Origin of the sequence: Mycobacterium sp., from assembly GCF_035653355.1 — a bacterium.
Lineage (GTDB): Bacteria > Actinomycetota > Actinomycetes > Mycobacteriales > Mycobacteriaceae > Mycobacterium.
The window spans coordinates 1-15,946 of record NZ_DASRBZ010000217.1; the positions used below are offsets into that span (position 1 = coordinate 1).

Genomic DNA, 15,946 nt, shown 5'->3' on the forward strand with positions numbered 1-15,946 from the left:
CAAGCTGATCGATGAATACCCTTGGGAGACCGACCTTGGCGACGCGCTGGTGGCTGTGACCGGTCAGATGACCACCCGCAAGGTGTGGCGCGAACCGGTGGGGGTGGTAGGCGCGATCACACCGTGGAACTTCCCGTTCGAAGTCACCATCCACAAGCTCGCCCAGGCGCTGGCCACCGGCAACACCGTGGTACTGAAACCGGCCCCCGACACCCCGTTCAACGCGACGCGGCTGGGGCGTCTGATCGCCGAGTCCACCGACATCCCGGCCGGCGTGGTCAACGTCGTCACCGCGTCGGATCACCTGGTGGGCGAGGAGCTTACGCTGTCGCCCAAGGTCGATCTGATCTCGTTCACCGGCTCTACCGTGGTCGGCAAGCGGATCATGGAGAAGGGCGCGGCGACCATGAAGCGCCTGTTCCTCGAACTGGGCGGCAAGTCGGCCACAATTGTTTTGGAGGACGCCGATTTCGCGATGGCGTGTGCGATTGGGATCGCGCCGTGCATGCACGCCGGACAAGGCTGCGCGAACCCGACTCGGTTGCTGCTGCCCCGGTCTCGGTATGACGAAGGCGTAGCCAACCTCAAGGCGATGTACGAGAACGTCTCCCCAGGAGACCCGCAGGATCCTGGAACCCTTTGCGGCCCAGTCATTTCCAACAAGCAGCGCAAACGCGTGCTCGGCTACATCCAAAAGGGCATCGACGAGGGCGCCACCTGCCTGGTCGGCGGCACCGAACCACCGGCCGGATTCGACAAGGGATTCTGGGTGCGGCCAACTCTTTTCGTCGACGTCGACAACAAGATGACCATCGCACAGGAAGAGATCTTCGGCCCGGTCCTCTCCGTTATCCCATTCGACGACGAAGAGCATGCGATCCGCATCGCCAACGACAGCATGTACGGGTTGGCCGGCAACGTGATGTCGGGTTCCGTCGAGCACTCCCTGGCGGTGGCGCGCCGGCTGCGGGCCGGGTTCATCGGTGTGCAAGGTGCCGCACCGTATGGCGCCGATACGCCGTTCGGCGGCTACAAAGCCAGCGGCGTCGGCCGGCAGAACGGCGTGGCCGGGTTCGACCAATACACGGAAATCAAATCGGTGGGCTACCCCGCCGGCTGAAGGAGAGACAGCAGAGTGGACCTGTTTGACGATCTCGAGGACTTCGGCAAGTTCGATGACGTGGTGTCCGGCGATGTCCGGGACCCATACACCGGGCTCGCCCTGATGCGGCGCGAACAGCCGGTCCAGCGCCTGGACACATCGACGATGCCCCACGAAGAGTCCAAGCCCGTGTTCATGGTGTATCGCCACGAAGAGGTCCAGCAGATGCTGCGAGACAACGAGACGTTCTCGTCCGCAATCATCATCGACGCATTCGGTGACGCGTTGGGCAAGCACGTCATGCTCGGAATGGACGAGCCCGAGCACGGCCGCCACAGGGCCCTTGTCTCCAAAGCCTTTTCGCAAAAGGCGTTGGCGCGTTGGGAACACGAACTCGTCGGACAGGTGGCAAACGAGCTGATCGACCGGTTCGCCGATCGGGGGCACGCCGATCTGAGAAGCGAATTCACGTTCCCATACCCCACGCAGATAATCGCCGGCCTCCTTGGTTTGCCGCGCGAGGACTATCCGCAGTTTCAGCGCTGGTCCGTTGCGTTGCTGAGCATCCTGTTCGAGCGCGAGCGGGGCCTCGCCGCGTCAGAAGCATTGCGGGAGTATTTCGTTCCGATCCTCGCTGCCCGCCGACAGGAGCCCCGCGACGATCTGATCAGCGGCCTGGCCCAAGCTGAGATCGACGGTGAGAGGCTTTCCGACGAGGAGATCTTCTCGTTCTTGCGGCTGCTGCTGCCGGCTGGTATTGAGACCACGTATCGCTCACTGGGCAACCTGCTGCTCGCGCTGCTGTCCAACCCTAATCAGCTGGACGCCGTCCGCACGGATCGGTCGCTGATTCCGCAAGCGATCGAAGAGGCGATCCGCTGGGAACCGCCATTGCTCACCATCACCCGGGTCGCGACTCGCGACACCGAGCTGGCAGGTGTGTCGATCCCAGCGGGCTCGGCGGTCATGCCCGTGCTCGGTGCGGCCAACCGGCAAGAAGATCGGTATCCCGACCCGGATCGCTTCGACATCTTCCGTCAGCCGCGGGCGCACATCGGTTTCGGCCATGGGGTCCATGTCTGTCTGGGGATGCATCTGGCGCGGCTGGAAATGCGCGTTGCGCTCAACCTGCTCTTCGACCGGCTGCCAAACCTGCGGCTCGACCCAGACGGCGACGATCCGCATATCCGGGGCCAGGTGTTCCGTTCGCCGACCTCGGTGCCGGTGCTCTTCGACGCACCAGCGGAACAGACGGCGTGACTGAACTCCCGCTTTGCCGCCTGCGTTACCGATACCACAGCCATCGTGCAATGACGGAGCAGGCAGTGCCGGCTGCGACAGGCACGCCAGCGTCGGCAACGGTACTGCGAACCCTCCGGGAGACCTCGTGAGTGATTTCGAATCCGTCGACTTCTTCACCGACCAGTCGCTGATCCCCAATCCGTATCCGTACTTCGACGATCTGCGCTCACGCTGCCCAGTGTTTCGTGAACCGCATCACGGCGTATGGGCGGTAAGCGGGCATGAGGAGGCTCTGTCGGTGTACAAGGACACCGCATTTTCCTCATGCAACGCCGTCAGCGGGCCGTTTCCCGAGCTTCCGTTCGAGCCCGCAGGTGACGACATCGGCGCGTTGATCGAGCAGCATCGCGACCAGATTCCGATGAGCGAACACATCGTGACACAGGATCCTCCGCAGCACACCCGCATCCGAGGCTTGCTGAGCCGGCTGCTTACCCCTAAGCGGCTCAAAGAAAACGAAGAATTTATGTGGCGCTTGGCCGACCGGCAGCTCGACGAATTCGTCAGCCGCGGAAAGTGCGAGTTTCTCGAGGAGTACGCGAAACCCTTCACCATGCTCGTGATCGCCGATCTCCTCGGCGTTCCCGCGGAAGATCACGAGGAATTCCGGGCCGTCTTCGCCGGACAGCTTGTCGGCGCACTGGAAGAAGACCGGGTCGCGCACAACCCTCTGCAGTGGCTCGACGACAAGTTCTCCACCTACATCGTCGAGCGGCGACGAGAGCCGCGTGGGGACGTGCTGAGCGAGTTGGCCGAAGCAAAGTATCCCGACGGCTCCACCCCTGATGTCATCGACGTCGTGCGGCTCGCGACGTTCCTGTTCGCCGCGGGACAGGAAACCACAACGAAATTGGTCAGCGCCGCAATGCGGTTGATCGGCGAACGTCCCGACATCCAGGCACTGCTACGCCAGGACCGCAGCCGCATCCCCGTCTTCCTCGAGGAAACACTACGCATCGAGAGTCCGGTCAAGAGCTACTTCCGCATGGCGCGCACGTCGACAACCGTCGGCGACGTCCCAATTGCCGCCGGTTCCACGATGATGCTGCTGCCCGGGGCTTGCAACCGCGATCCGAGGAAGTTCGAAAATCCCGACGAGTTCCGCGTCGACCGGCCGAATGTTCGCGAACATATCGCATTCGGACGCGGCGCGCATTCCTGTCCCGGCGCGCCACTTGCCAGGGCCGAGGGGCGGATATCGCTCAACCGGATTCTCGACCGGATGGCCGACATCACCATTGCCGAGGCAGTGCACGGCCCGCCCGGCGCACGCCGCTACAGCTACGAACCCACCTACATCATGCGAGGCTTGACCGAACTGCACCTGGAATTCCGGCCGCTCCGGTGATCGACGGCCAAGGTGGATGCAACGCCGACGACATACACGGCAAAAGCATTGATACTCATCGAATTACCGGGTGGGATCCCGGCTTCACCAAACGGATGATCGATGCAGCCGCACCGATCGCCAAGCGCTGGTTTCGCTTCGAGGCACGTGGATTGGACCGGGTACCGCCGGCAGGCGGGGCAATGCTTGTGTCCAACCACTCGGGCGGCATGCTCACCCCCGATGTGCTGATCTTGGCGACGGCCTTCTACGGCAAGTTCGGCTATGATCGCCCGCTGTACACCCTCGGTCACGATGCACTGTTCGCCACACCGCTGTCGAGTTGGTTCGCCCGCATCGGTGTAATCCGCGCCAGCCGCGAAAGCGCCATAAAAGCGCTGCGGTCAGGCGGTGTCGTGCTGGTGTTTCCTGGCGGCGTCTACGACTCATACCGGCCGACGCTGGCGGAGAACATCGTCGACTTCAACGACCGCACCGGATATGTGAAAACCGCGATTCGTGCCTGCGTGCCGATCGTGCCCACGGTGTCGATCGGCGCTCAGGAAAGCCAGCTGTTTTTGACCCGCGGCACCTGGCTGGCTAAGCGGTTGGGACTCAAACGGTTGCGGTCGGACATACTGCCGCTGACTCTGGGATTTCCATTCGGGCTGAGCATGATCCTGCCGCCCAATGTTCCGTTGCCCACCAAGATCGTCACAGAGGTTCTGGAACCGATCGACGTCATCGCCCGGTTCGGCGTCGAGCCCGACATCGCGGAGGTCGACACCTACATCCGTTCGGTGATGCAGACCACGCTGGACAAGCTGGCTCGACAGCGGCGGTTTCCGGTTCTGGGCTGACGACGCGACGCTCTACCGTGACGACGCGGCGACCGCGGGCGGCAAAGCTGTCCGTACCTCGGTGAGTGCTCCGGAAAACCCTGCTGCTGACGGATTTCAGCGAAGGCGCGGGTCATGGCGTCGGTAGCCTCATGAGTGTCGTCGAGTGTGCGGTCGTCGGCTAACACCGAGATGTTGAGCTGGTCGACGTAGCTCCAGACCGTGATGTTGATGCCGCAGCCGGCGATCAGCGGGCCGACGGAATAAATCTCGCTGACCGGCGCACCGGCCAGGTGGCCGCGTTCGCGCGGCCCCGCCACGTTGGAGACCGGGACGTTGAAAATCCTGTTCCGCGCATCGCGTTCGGCTAGCCATCCCAACACCGGAGGCGCCACGAAGGGCGGCACGTATGCAATCAACCGGCTGTACAGCTGGGGTCCGAAGAGCTCGTAATTTTCCTTGGCAATCGAGGCACCGAGAGACGTCAGCCGCACACGCTCCAGCGGGTCGCCGATGTGCACGGGCAGTGACACCGCCATACCGCTCAACTCGTTACCGGTGATTCGGTCGGGCGAGCGGTCCGTGCTGGCCGGCACCGATGCCACGATCGGCTGGTCGACGGGCCCGTGATAGTGCAGCAACAGTTCCCGCATTGCTCCCGCCGCCATGGCCAGCACCATGTCGTTGATCGTGATCCGCAACGATTTACACACTTCTTTGGTCTGGCCAAGCGACAGCGTCGCACTGGCGAATGTTCTCGCCGGCGACACCACGTGGTTCAGGAAGGTCGGGGGTGCATGTAAGGGACGCGCCAGGTTAGGCAGCGCACCTCGCTCGCGGGATCGTCGCCGCAACCGCCAGAAGCCGGACACGGCGTCCTTGACCACCGCGGGACACTCGACGACCTGCTGGGCGTGGTCACGGGCGGCAGCGCGCAGCAACTCCGGTGTGGACGGCGGCTGGCATGCGGTATAGCTCTCGTGCTGCTCCGGTATCGGCCCCGGTTGATCCATTGCTCTGGCGAGCAGATTCGCCGACGCGACGCCGTCGGCCAAGGCGTGGTGCACCTTCCCGATGAGAGCGACTCGCTGATCGGCCATCCCGTCAGCGAAGTAGAACTCCCACAGCGGACGGCTCCGATCCAGCGGCCTACTGGCGACTTCTCCGATCAGCTGGTCGAGTTCTCGTCTGCCCCCGGGGCCGGGTACTTGCGCTCGCCGCAGGTGGTAGTCCAGGTCAACCTCGCAATTCTCCAGCCACATCGGATGGTGGAGCCGCCACGGAATGTCGACGAGCTTGTACAGCAACGGTTCGAGCAGGGATAACCGCTGTCGAAAGGTGCGCCGGAACACGTCGAAAGTGAAGTCACCGGGGAAATCCGCGGTGTCGAGGACGGCGACCTTCAAGGTGTGCATGTGCAGATTGGGCGCCTCGCAGTACAGCAGCATGGCGTCCATACCGTTGAGCCGTTTCACGGCAGCACCTCTCGTCCGATGCCTTGCAGTTCCTGCCGGTGCCTCAACCGGCTGATAGCGGTATTCGACCACCATCGCGACGGTCGGGCACCGTGTTTGACCAAATCTCTGTTCCGGAACCACCCGCGGCTAGCGGCGCTGTTTAGCGCGGGGACCTTTGTATCGGTCGATTCTCTTGTAGTGATTGCGATCAGCTATGACACACGGGACAGGAATGGGCAGCTGGGTTCCCTTGAACCAAATATATGTTCCATATTACAGTGCCTCGGGAAGTTGAAGAACGCGACGGCTATTGGCCGTCGACACTTTGTGAAGCCGCGGGAGGATTTGTCGTGAATTGCCGACTCGCATTCCATAGGGGAGCAGCTATGGGGCGCAAGCCGCCCCAGGCCCGTCCGCTTGCGGTGACAAACGCGGCACTCGGCATCGGTGTAAAGGTCATGCCCTGGATTCCGTCTTGGCTGAAGCTTCTCCTCGCAGGAGGAACACGAATCACTATTGACGGCAACACCCTAGACACCACACTTCAACTGATACTTGCCGCCCAACGGCGCACACGTACCGGGGGGCTGTCAGCGACTGGCGACCCGGGAATCGCCCGCGCCCTGATGCGACAGTCGCACGCGCTGATGGGCGCCCGAGTCGCTGTCCCCACCATGGACCTCGCGATTGCCGGTCCCGATGGCCCCTTGCTGATGCGGCATTACCGGCCGGTCCTTCCTAAGCCGGCGCCGTTACTTGTGTTCTTCCACGGTGGCGGCTTTGTCGTGGGTGACATCGAATCCCACGATGGCCTGTGCGGGATGATCTGCAGGGACGCCGCCATCCATGTCGTATCGGTGAACTACCGGCTGGCACCTGAGCACAAGGCCCCTGCCGCCGTCGACGACTGTATCGCCGCCTATCGATGGGCACTCAGACACGCCGCCGAGTTCGGCGCGGACCCATCCCGAATCGGTGTCGGCGGCGACAGCGCCGGCGGAAACCTGGCCGCCCTCGTCGCACTGCGCAGCCGCGAAGAGGGCCTTCCGCAACCAGCGCTGCAGGTGCTGCTATATCCGGTCCTCGACCTGTCGGCAGAGACTCGATCGCGCACCTTATTCTCCGAAGGTTTCTTCCTGTCCAAGCAAGACTCGGATTGGTTTATAGACCTATATCTGCGCGGCAGTGAACTGGCAGCTGACGATGCGCGGGTATCACCCCTAAAGGAAGCCGACCTGTCGGGCTTGGCTCCCGCTCTGGTGATCACCGCGGGTTTCGATCCACTGCGTGACGAGGGTAATGAATACGCCGCGGCATTGCGCTCGGCCGGTGTCACCGTGGATCACCGGCAGTTCAACGCACTTACACACGGATTTGCCAGCGTCGCCCCGTTCGGGGGCGCCAGCGCCGATGCGGTCGTGGCCACCATCTCGGCCATCCAGGCCCACTTCAGTCGGAATTTGTGAAGGACTCGGTCGCCTCGAGCGCCGTGACCTGTTTCTTGAGCCGCGATGGTTACCGGAGCTTCCAGATATTCTTCGCAGAATCACCAATACCAGCACCTCGACTCCCGGCCGGCGGCCACCGTGCTTTCTTCCTGCCGATAATCGGCCCACGGTCTGACACCCTCGACCAAATTTCTACGGCGGCCGCATGATCGCCTACACCGCGCCGCCTAACGACCCCACCACGACGAGGCTTACCCAAGCCGACCACGCACGCCCAACCGTCGCGTAATCATCGCCATACCAGCTACACTCACGCCCGCCGCAATACGATGACCCGCCAAGCCGCCGGCAACGTCACCGGGACGCCCAGAACACCGTCGGAACCACCGGCAGCCCAAACAACTGGGTTTAGCCAGATATTCGAAGACGTCCCCCGCAACGGAGTGTCAGCGTCCCATCTGGCGGCGGTTGCGCTCGCTGATCTCGGCGTAACGGGCCGCAAGATCAGCGGTGTCGGCGTGCTGGGCGCCGGCGATGGCCTGCTCGGCCGCAAGCGCCGGGCCTGTGACGGCGGCCGAGCCGGTGACGTAGATCTGCTTTAGGGCGGCCATTTTCGGCCCCGGTACCTCGGCGACCTGCGCCGCCAATTCGGCGGCCCGAGCCAGCAGTCGGTCGTGCGGCACCACTTCGGTCACCAGCCCGATCCGCTCGGCTCGCGCGGCATCGACGACCTCGCCGGTCATCGACAGCCGTCGCGCCATCGCCGTGCCGACCAGCTGCGGCAGTCGGGCCGTCATTCCGCCGCCGGGCAGGATGCCGACCCGCACATGGGTATCGGCGAACACCGCGCGCTTCGAGGCGATCAAAAAGTCGCAACCGAGCGCCATCTCAAGCCCTCCGGTGAAAACCGGGCCGTTGATCGCCCCGATCACCGGTGTCGCCATCTCGGCCACTCGCACGATGCAGTTATGCGTCTGGTAGCGCTGGAAGTACGACATGCCTTCGCCCTGGGCCTCCTTCAAGTCCACCCCGGCGCAAAAGGCGGGATCGACACCGGTGAGCACCACCGCGCGCACCGACGGCTCGCCATCAGCCTCGCACAAAGCCGCATAGAGCGATTCGATCAACCCGATATTCAACGCGTTTCGCGCTTCCGGACGGTTCATCGTCAGCACGCGCACCGCGCCGTCATCCTCGACACGAACCCACTGCCGGGTCGTCATTGTCAGCTCACGAACTGCGCGGCCCGCTCGACCAAATCCAGCAGCGGCTGCGGGAAGATTCCCAACAGCACAGTTACTGCCGCGCATACCGCGATCGCCGCCTTGGTCCACGCGCCGGGGGTCACCACGTGGGGGGCTTCGGCGGGCGGATCCGTAAAGAACATCAGCACGATCACCCGCACATAGAAGTACGCCGCGACACCGCTGGCGACCACACCAATGATCACCAACGGCACCGCGCCACCTTGGGCAGCGGCCTTGAACACCGCGAACTTGCTGACGAAGCCGCTGGTCAGTGGAATACCGGCGAACGCCAACAAAAACATCGAAAACAGCAGGCCGGCAATGGGTGAGCGGCGGCCAAGCCCACCCCAGCGGGTCATGTCGGCGTCTTCGTCGCCGTCGTCGTTGCGGACCAAACCCACGACGGCGAACGCGCCCACGGTACTGAAGCTGTAGGCGACCAAGTAGAAGAGCGTCCCGGAGACCCCAGCCGGGACAGCGGCGATCACACCGGTGAGGATGAACCCGACGTGCGCGACCGACGAATACGCCAACAGTCGCTTGACGTCGTTTTGGTTCACCGCGGTGACAGTCCCGACCGCCATGGTCAGGATCGCGACGCCCCACAGCATGGGCCGCCACTGGTCATGCAGCGGCGGCAGCGCGACATACACCACCCGCATCAGCGCGCCGAACGCGGCGACTTTGGTGGCCGCGGCCATGAATCCGGTGATCGGGGTCGGCGCGCCTTGGTAGACATCGGGAATCCAGGAGTGGAAGGGCACCGCGCCGACCTTGAACAGAAGGCCGACCGCCAGCAGCCCGACCCCGATCAACGCCATCGAGTTGTCGTGGTGCTGGGCCAGCCCATCGCGGATACCCGCCAGGGTCAGCGCACCGGTCGCGCCGTACAGCAGCGCCACACCGTAGAGGAAGAACGCCGACGAGAAGGCGCCCAGCAGAAAGTATTTGACCGCCGCCTCCTGGGAGAGCAGGCGGCGATGCCGGGCCAGCCCGCACAGTAAATACAGCGGCAGTGACAGCACCTCCAGCGCTACGAACATTGTCAGCAGGTCGTTGGCGGCGGGGAACACCAACATGCCGCCGACAGCCAGCATCGTCAGCGGAAACACCTCTGTCTGAGCGAACCCGGCCTGAATCGCTTGGCGCTCAGCCACGCTGTCGGGAACCGCAGAGGCCTGCGGCGTAAAAAAATCCAGTCCGGCACGCTGCGCGACCGTGGCAGCGCCCGGCCCGACGCGGGCGTTCGTTACGGCACTGCGCTCAGCGATGAACAGGATGGCCAATATCGCGACCAGCAGCACCGTGCCCTGCAGAACCAAGGTGGGGCCGTCTATTGCCACTGCCCGCATCACCGCCGTCTGACCAGAAGAGGGAATCCTCATGCCTACCATGATGTCTGCGACGAACGCGGCAACCAATCCAGCCAACGACAGCGTCACCTGGCTGGCATATCGGAAGCGTCGCGGCAGGAACGCCTCGACCAACACACCAACCACCGCGGCCCCGAAGACGATGAGCATTGGGGACAGCACAAAGTACTCGACACTGGGCGTGGGCATGCTCATCGGTGCGGTCCTTCAGCTGTTTTGTGATCGCCCACCGCCGTGACCGGGACCTTCGGTGCCGGATCGTGCTGGCCGATGGTAGCCATGGTGTGGCCGACCGCGGGATTGATGATGTCCAGCACCGGTTTCGGATAGATCCCCAGAATAAGCAGCAGCGCGACCAGCGGCGCGACGACGACAACTTCCCGCGGTACCAGATCGCGGATCCGTTCATTGCCCTGCGCCACCGGGCCGTTCATCACCCGCTGGTACAGCCACAACATGTACACCGCCGAGAGCACCAGCGCGGTGGACTCAAATGCCGCTGCCACCCAGTAGCGGTTGAAAGTACCCAGTAGCACCAGGAATTCACTGATGAACGGCGCCAGCCCGGGCAGCGACAGCGTCGCCAGCGCCGACACCAAGAACGTTCCGGCCAGCACGGGCGCCACCTTCTGCACACCGCCGTAGTCGGCGATCGATCGGGTGCCGCCGCGTGCGATCAGGAATCCCGCGATCAAGAACACCGCGGCGGTGGACAGGCCGTGGTTGACCATGTACAGCGTCGACCCGCTTTGCCCCTGGGTGGTCATCACGAAAATGCCGAGAATGATGAACCCGAAGTGCGAGATCGAGGTGTAGGCGATCAGCCGCATGATGTCGCTCTGCCCGATCGCCACGACCGCGCCGTAGACCACCCCGATGACGGACAACACGACGATCAGCGGACGGAAATACGTTGAGGCGTCAGGGAAGAGCTGCAGGCAATAGCGCAGCATGCCGAAGGTGCCGACCTTGTCCATCACGGCCATCATCAACACGGCGGTGGCCGGTGGCGCCTCCACCGCGGCATCGGGCAGCCAGCGGTGGAACGGCCACAGCGGGGCCTTGATCGCGAACGCGAACATGAACCCCAGGAACAGCGCCTTGAGCACGGCGGGGTCCACGCCCAGCCGGCCTGACGAGACTGCATCGACGATCGTGCGGAAGTCGAAGGTGCCGCCGATGTGTTGCGCCGTCACCACGTACAGCCCGATGACCGCAGCCAGCATGATCAGACCGCCGAACAGGTTGTACAGCAAGAACTTCACCGCGGCCCTCGACCGCCCGGCGCCGTGACCGAACCCACCGATGAGGAAGTACATCGGGATCAACATGGCCTCGAAGAACACGTAGAACAGCAACACGTCCAGCGAGATCAGCGAGATCAGCACCATCGATTCGACGGTCAGCGTCAACGCGACGTAGGCGTGCACACCGCGGGAGCGTTCGCCTCCTTCATTCCAGCCGGCCAGCATCAGCAGCGGCACAAGCACCGCGGTGAGCAGCACCAGCACCACCGCGATGCCGTCGACCCCAAGGGTGTAGCCAGCGCCGAAAGCCGGTATCCACGGGTGCTTTTCCACGAACTGGTACTGCTGGTCGCCGGGCCGGAAACCGACGGTGATGGCAATCGCCAGCGCCAGCACCGTCACGGCGATCGTCAGTCCGAGCCATTTTGCGAATTGTCGCCACCCCGGCGGCACAATGATCGCCAACCCGGCGCCGACCAGCGGAACCAGCCACAGCACGCTCAGCCACGGGAAATTGCTGTTCACCACAGCTGCACCGCCAAGATCGCCGCCGCAACGAGTGCCGCGCCCGCAAACATCGACAGCGCGTAGTTGCGGGCGAAGCCAGTTTGCAAGCCCCGCAGCCCATCCGAGATCCGGCTCACCAGCGCCGCCAACCCGAGAACCGAGCCATCTACACCTCTGTTGTCGATTTCGACCAGCGCATCGGTCACGTGCCCGCCCGGGCGCATGAACACCTCCTCGTTGAAGGCGTCGCCGTAGAGATCTCGGCGCGCGGCCACGGTCAGCACGGAGACCTTCTCGGGCGCCGCTGCCGGCACCGGGCGGCTGCCGTACATCCGATAGGCCACTGCGATGCCGACCAAGACGACGATGAACGTCACCATGCTGGTCAGCCACACCGGGAGGGGGTGCCCGGCTTCGTGCACTCCGACGATCGGCTCGAGCCAATTCCGCAGGCCGCCACCCATGACCAGCAGACCTCCGGAGAACACCGAGCCCACAGCGAGCAGGATCATCGGCCAGGTCATCACCGCCGGTGCTTCATGTGGATGTGCGTCTGGCTCCCAACGCTTTTCGCCGAAGAACGTCATCAGCATGACTCGGGTCATGTAGAACGCGGTGATCCCGGCGCCCAGCATGGCGGCCCCGCCGAGAATCGGACCACGAACTCCGCCGTCGGCTAGCGCCGCGTCGATGATCGCGTCCTTGGAGAAGAAGCCGGCGAGCGGCGGCACCCCGATGATCGCCAGATACGCCAGCCCGAAGGTGGCGAAGGTGACCGGAAGGGCCGCGCGCAGTGCGCCGTAGCGGCGCATGTCCTGCTCGTCGTTCATCGCGTGGATCACGGCGCCTGAGCCCAAGAACAAGCCGGCCTTGAAAAAGCCGTGGGTGAGCAGATGCAGGATCGCGAACGCGTACCCGGCCGGGCCCAGGCCGGCGGCCAGCACCATGTAGCCGATCTGGCTGATCGTCGACGCCGCCAGCGCGCGCTTGATGTCGTCCTTGGCGCAGCCGACGATTGCGCCGAACAGCAAGGTCACCGTCCCGACGATCACCACGGCCAGTTGAGCATCGGGGGAGAGGTTGTACAACGGGTTGGACCGCACGATCAGATACACGCCGGCGGTCACCATGGTGGCGGCGTGGATCAGCGCGGACACCGGGGTGGGGCCTTCCATCGCGTCAAACAACCAGGCCTGCAGCGGAACTTGTGCTGATTTCGCGCAGGCGCCCAGCAGCATCAGCAACCCGATGGCGGTTAGCACCCCTCGTCCGGCGCCTGGCGCGGCGGAAAACACTCCGGCGAACGACAACGTGCCGAAGTTGGCGAACATGAGGAACATGGCCAGCGAGAGCCCGATATCGCCGACACGGTTCATCACGAATGCCTTCTTGGCGGCGGTGGCCGCGGACGGCCGCTGATACCAGAAGCCGATCAGCAGGTAGGACGCCAGGCCGACGCCTTCCCAGCCGACGTACAGCCCCAGGTAGTTGTCGGCAACCACCAGCAGCAGCATGGCGGCCAGGAACAAATTGAGGTAGGCGAAAAACCTTCTGCGGTCCGGGTCTTCGGCCATGTAGCCGATCGAATAGATGTGAATTAGCGACCCGACGCCGCTGATCAGCAGGACGAAGCAGATCGAGAGTTGGTCGATCTGCAGCCCGAAGTCGACGTGCAGCCCGCCGACGGGCACCCAGCTGAACAAGTTCTGGCGGATGGCGCGATCGTCACCTGGCCGGCCGAACATGTCGGCGAGCAGTGCCACGCCCACCCCGAAAGCCGCGACGGCGGCGGCGCAGCCCAGCAGATGGCCGAAGGGGTCGGTTCGTCTGCCGCCGAGCAGCATGATCGCCGCACCCGCCGCCGGAAGCGCCACGAGCAGCCAGGTGAGATGTGTCATCGCGTGGCCTACCCCTTGAGCAGATTTGCGTCGTCGACCGAAGCGGACTTGCGGGTGCGGAAGATGGTCATGATGATCGCCAGTCCGATGACGACTTCACAGGCGGCCACCACCATCGTGAAAAACGCGATCATCTGCCCGTCGAGGTGTCCCTGCATCCGGGCGAACGTGACGAACGCGAGGTTGACCGCGTTGAGCATCAACTCGACGCACATGAACATCACGATCGCGTTGCGCCGCAACAACACTCCTGACGCCCCGATGGTGAACAACAGCGCCGAGAGGTAGAGGTAGTTCAGTGGATTCATGACTCACCGTCCGCATCTGAACCGTTGCCCGAGCCGATCGTGCGCTGCTCAAGCACCTGCGGCACAGACAGTTTCGACGGTGAGCCGTCGGGCAACCGCGCGGCGACGTCTACTGCGTTGTGGCGGGCATAGACGCCCGGACCCGGCAGCGGCGTGGGGTATCCGCCGGAGCGGAAACGTTCGATCGCCAATTCCCTCTGGGTCTTGCGTCGTTCGAAGCGCTCCTTGTGGGTCAGCACCATCGCCCCGACGGCTGCGGTGATCAAAAGTGCGCTGGTGAGCTCAAATGCCCACAGGTAGCGGGAAAAGATCAGCGACGCCAAGCCGTTGACGTTGCCGCCGGCGTTGGCTTTGGTCAGCCCGACGAAGGTTCTAGTGGTCGCGGCGCCGATACCGGCGATCAGCAGGATGCCGAATCCGACACCGGCGATCACCGCGGCGACGCGCTGGCCGCGCAGCGTCTCCACCAGAGATTCCGCGGAGTCGACACCGATCAGCATCAGCACGAATAAGAACAGCATCATCACCGCACCGGTGTAGACCACCACCTGCACCACGCCCAAGAACAGCGCGTCTTGGACCATGTAGAACACCGCCAGGATGATCATGGTCATCGCCAGAAACATCGCCGAATACACGGCGTTGGCGGCCATCACCATCCCGACTGCGCCAATGAGCGCCAGCGCGCCCAACACCCAGAAGGTCACCGCCTCACCAGTGGACGTACGGGTAATCGTGTCGGTGGCCAGCCCACTGGCCAGCACAGCCGTCACCGCAAACCACCCGTCGGCTGCTGTTGGTGCTCAACGTCCTTGTCCCGCAAACCTTCCGCGGTCACGTTGCCCAGGTAGTAGTCGATGTCGGTAGCGCCCGGTGCCCGTGGGTGCGGCGGTGGCGTCATACCCGGCTGCAGCGGGGCCAGCAGCCGATCCTTCTCGTAGATCAGGTCGGCTCGGTTGTCATCGGCCATCTCGTAGTCGTTGGTCATCGTCAGCGCCCGGGTCGGGCACGCCTCTACGCACAGGCCGCAACCGATGCAGCGCAGGTAGTTGATCTGGTACACCCGTCCGTAGCGTTCGCCGGGTGAATACCGTTCTTGTTCGGTGTTGTCGGCGCCCTCGACGTAGATGGCGTCGGCCGGACAGGCCCAGGCGCACAGCTCGCAACCGATGCACTTCTCGAGACCGTCGGGATACCGGTTGAGCTGATGGCGGCCGTGGTAGCGAGGCGCCACCGGACCGGGTTCCTCCGGATACTGTTCGGTGATCGGCCGTCTGAACATCGAGCCGAACGTGACACCGAATCCGGCGATTGCGTCCCAGAATCTAGCCATTCGAATCCTCCTGGGTCGCTGCGACCAATGCATCACTGTTCAACGGCGGTGTGGGGAATGCCGGTTCGGTGACCGGCTTATCGGCCGGTGTGCCCGTCCGCGCCCGGTCCTGCTCGCGGGTTTCCAAGCCGAACAGCGGTCTTCGCAGCAAAATCAGCAGCGCCACGGCGACGACCGCGCTGGCGATCACCAGCGTCGCGGTCCAGTGCGGATAGCCGTGGCTTCGCAGGCTGCGGATGATCGCTGCGATCATCACCCACACCAGCGACACGGGAATGAGGACCTTCCAGCCCAACGCCATGAACTGGTCGTAACGCAGCCGCGGCAACGTGGCGCGCAACCAGAAATAGACGAATAGGAAGGTCCAAACCTTGGCGGTGAACCACAACACCGGCCACCAGCCGCTGTTGGCCCCATCCCACATGTTCACCGGCCAGGGGGCATGCCAGCCGCCGAAGAACAGGGTCGCGGCCAACGCCGACACGGTGGTCATGTTGATGTACTCGGCCAGATAGAACATTGCAAAGGTCAGCGAGGAGTACTCGGTGTGGAAGCCGG

Annotated in this window: 13 protein-coding genes and 1 pseudogene; 5 read left to right on the forward strand and 9 right to left on the reverse strand. The window is 63.9% G+C overall.

From position 1 onward, the window contains the following. The 4 genes from VFA16_RS07325 to VFA16_RS07340 form a co-directional block, all read left to right on the forward strand. A partial coding sequence (locus VFA16_RS07325) for an aldehyde dehydrogenase family protein (protein ID WP_324967173.1) occupies positions 1-1,120 on the forward strand: 1,120 nt, incomplete at its 5' end. Positions 1,121-1,135: 15 nt separating this feature from the next. Further along, positions 1,136-2,362 (forward strand): cytochrome P450, encoded by a 1,227-nt coding sequence (locus VFA16_RS07330; protein WP_324967174.1) that lies wholly within the window; start codon positions 1,136-1,138, stop codon positions 2,360-2,362. Positions 2,363-2,489: 127 nt separating this feature from the next. Continuing rightward, positions 2,490-3,752 carry a cytochrome P450 gene (locus VFA16_RS07335; RefSeq protein ID WP_324967175.1) on the forward strand — a complete coding sequence of 421 codons (1,263 nt, stop codon included), beginning with the start codon at positions 2,490-2,492 and terminating at the stop codon, positions 3,750-3,752. A gap of 95 nt (positions 3,753-3,847) precedes the next feature. After that, positions 3,848-4,591 carry a lysophospholipid acyltransferase family protein gene (locus VFA16_RS07340; protein ID WP_324967186.1) on the forward strand — a complete coding sequence of 248 codons (744 nt, stop codon included), beginning with the start codon at positions 3,848-3,850 and terminating at the stop codon, positions 4,589-4,591. Here the strand turns inward: VFA16_RS07340 and VFA16_RS07345 are convergent. Continuing rightward, positions 4,519-6,045, reverse strand: a complete 1,527-nt coding sequence (locus VFA16_RS07345) for a wax ester/triacylglycerol synthase family O-acyltransferase (protein WP_324967176.1) — start codon at positions 6,043-6,045, stop codon at positions 4,519-4,521. The genes VFA16_RS07340 and VFA16_RS07345 overlap by 73 nt on opposite strands. A 368-nt stretch (positions 6,046-6,413) precedes the next feature. Between VFA16_RS07345 and VFA16_RS07350 the strand changes: the two genes are divergently transcribed. Next, positions 6,414-7,493: an alpha/beta hydrolase gene (locus VFA16_RS07350; RefSeq protein WP_324967177.1), complete on the forward strand. Its 1,080-nt coding sequence runs from the start codon at positions 6,414-6,416 to the stop codon at positions 7,491-7,493. A 428-nt stretch (positions 7,494-7,921) separates the two neighbouring features. On the opposite strand, the gene VFA16_RS07355 is transcribed toward VFA16_RS07350, so the two are convergent. The 8 genes and pseudogenes from VFA16_RS07355 to VFA16_RS07390 all read right to left on the reverse strand — a co-directional run. Then, entirely contained in the window at positions 7,922-8,698 is a 777-nt protein-coding gene (locus VFA16_RS07355) for an enoyl-CoA hydratase (RefSeq protein WP_324967178.1), read from the reverse strand. Positions 8,699-8,700: 2 nt separating this feature from the next. Beyond that, a complete protein-coding gene (gene nuoN, locus VFA16_RS07360) occupies positions 8,701-10,290 on the reverse strand; it encodes an NADH-quinone oxidoreductase subunit NuoN (protein WP_324967179.1) in 1,590 nt (529 codons plus the stop codon). Beyond that, positions 10,287-11,867: an NADH-quinone oxidoreductase subunit M gene (locus VFA16_RS07365; RefSeq protein WP_414687662.1), complete on the reverse strand. Its 1,581-nt coding sequence runs from the start codon at positions 11,865-11,867 to the stop codon at positions 10,287-10,289. The genes nuoN and VFA16_RS07365 overlap by 4 nt, the downstream gene beginning before the upstream one ends. Continuing rightward, positions 11,864-13,747 carry an NADH-quinone oxidoreductase subunit L gene (gene nuoL / locus VFA16_RS07370; protein ID WP_324967181.1) on the reverse strand — a complete coding sequence of 628 codons (1,884 nt, stop codon included), beginning with the start codon at positions 13,745-13,747 and terminating at the stop codon, positions 11,864-11,866. The genes VFA16_RS07365 and nuoL overlap by 4 nt, the downstream gene beginning before the upstream one ends. A gap of 8 nt (positions 13,748-13,755) precedes the next feature. After that, entirely contained in the window at positions 13,756-14,055 is a 300-nt protein-coding gene (gene nuoK / locus VFA16_RS07375) for an NADH-quinone oxidoreductase subunit NuoK (RefSeq protein WP_324967182.1), read from the reverse strand. Then, the gene (locus tag VFA16_RS07380) at positions 14,052-14,816 is read right to left on the reverse strand and encodes an NADH-quinone oxidoreductase subunit J (RefSeq protein WP_414687663.1); all 765 of its coding nucleotides are present in this window, start codon (positions 14,814-14,816) and stop codon (positions 14,052-14,054) included. Before VFA16_RS07380 ends, nuoK begins: the two co-directional genes overlap by 4 nt. A gap of 8 nt (positions 14,817-14,824) precedes the next feature. Further along, positions 14,825-15,403, reverse strand: a pseudogene (gene nuoI, locus VFA16_RS07385) (NADH-quinone oxidoreductase subunit NuoI); the annotation flags it as partial. Beyond that, positions 15,381-15,946, reverse strand: a 566-nt coding sequence (locus VFA16_RS07390; protein ID WP_324967185.1) for a complex I subunit 1/NuoH family protein, incomplete at its 5' end; no start/stop codon positions are given. The gene VFA16_RS07390 and the pseudogene nuoI, both read right to left, overlap by 23 nt.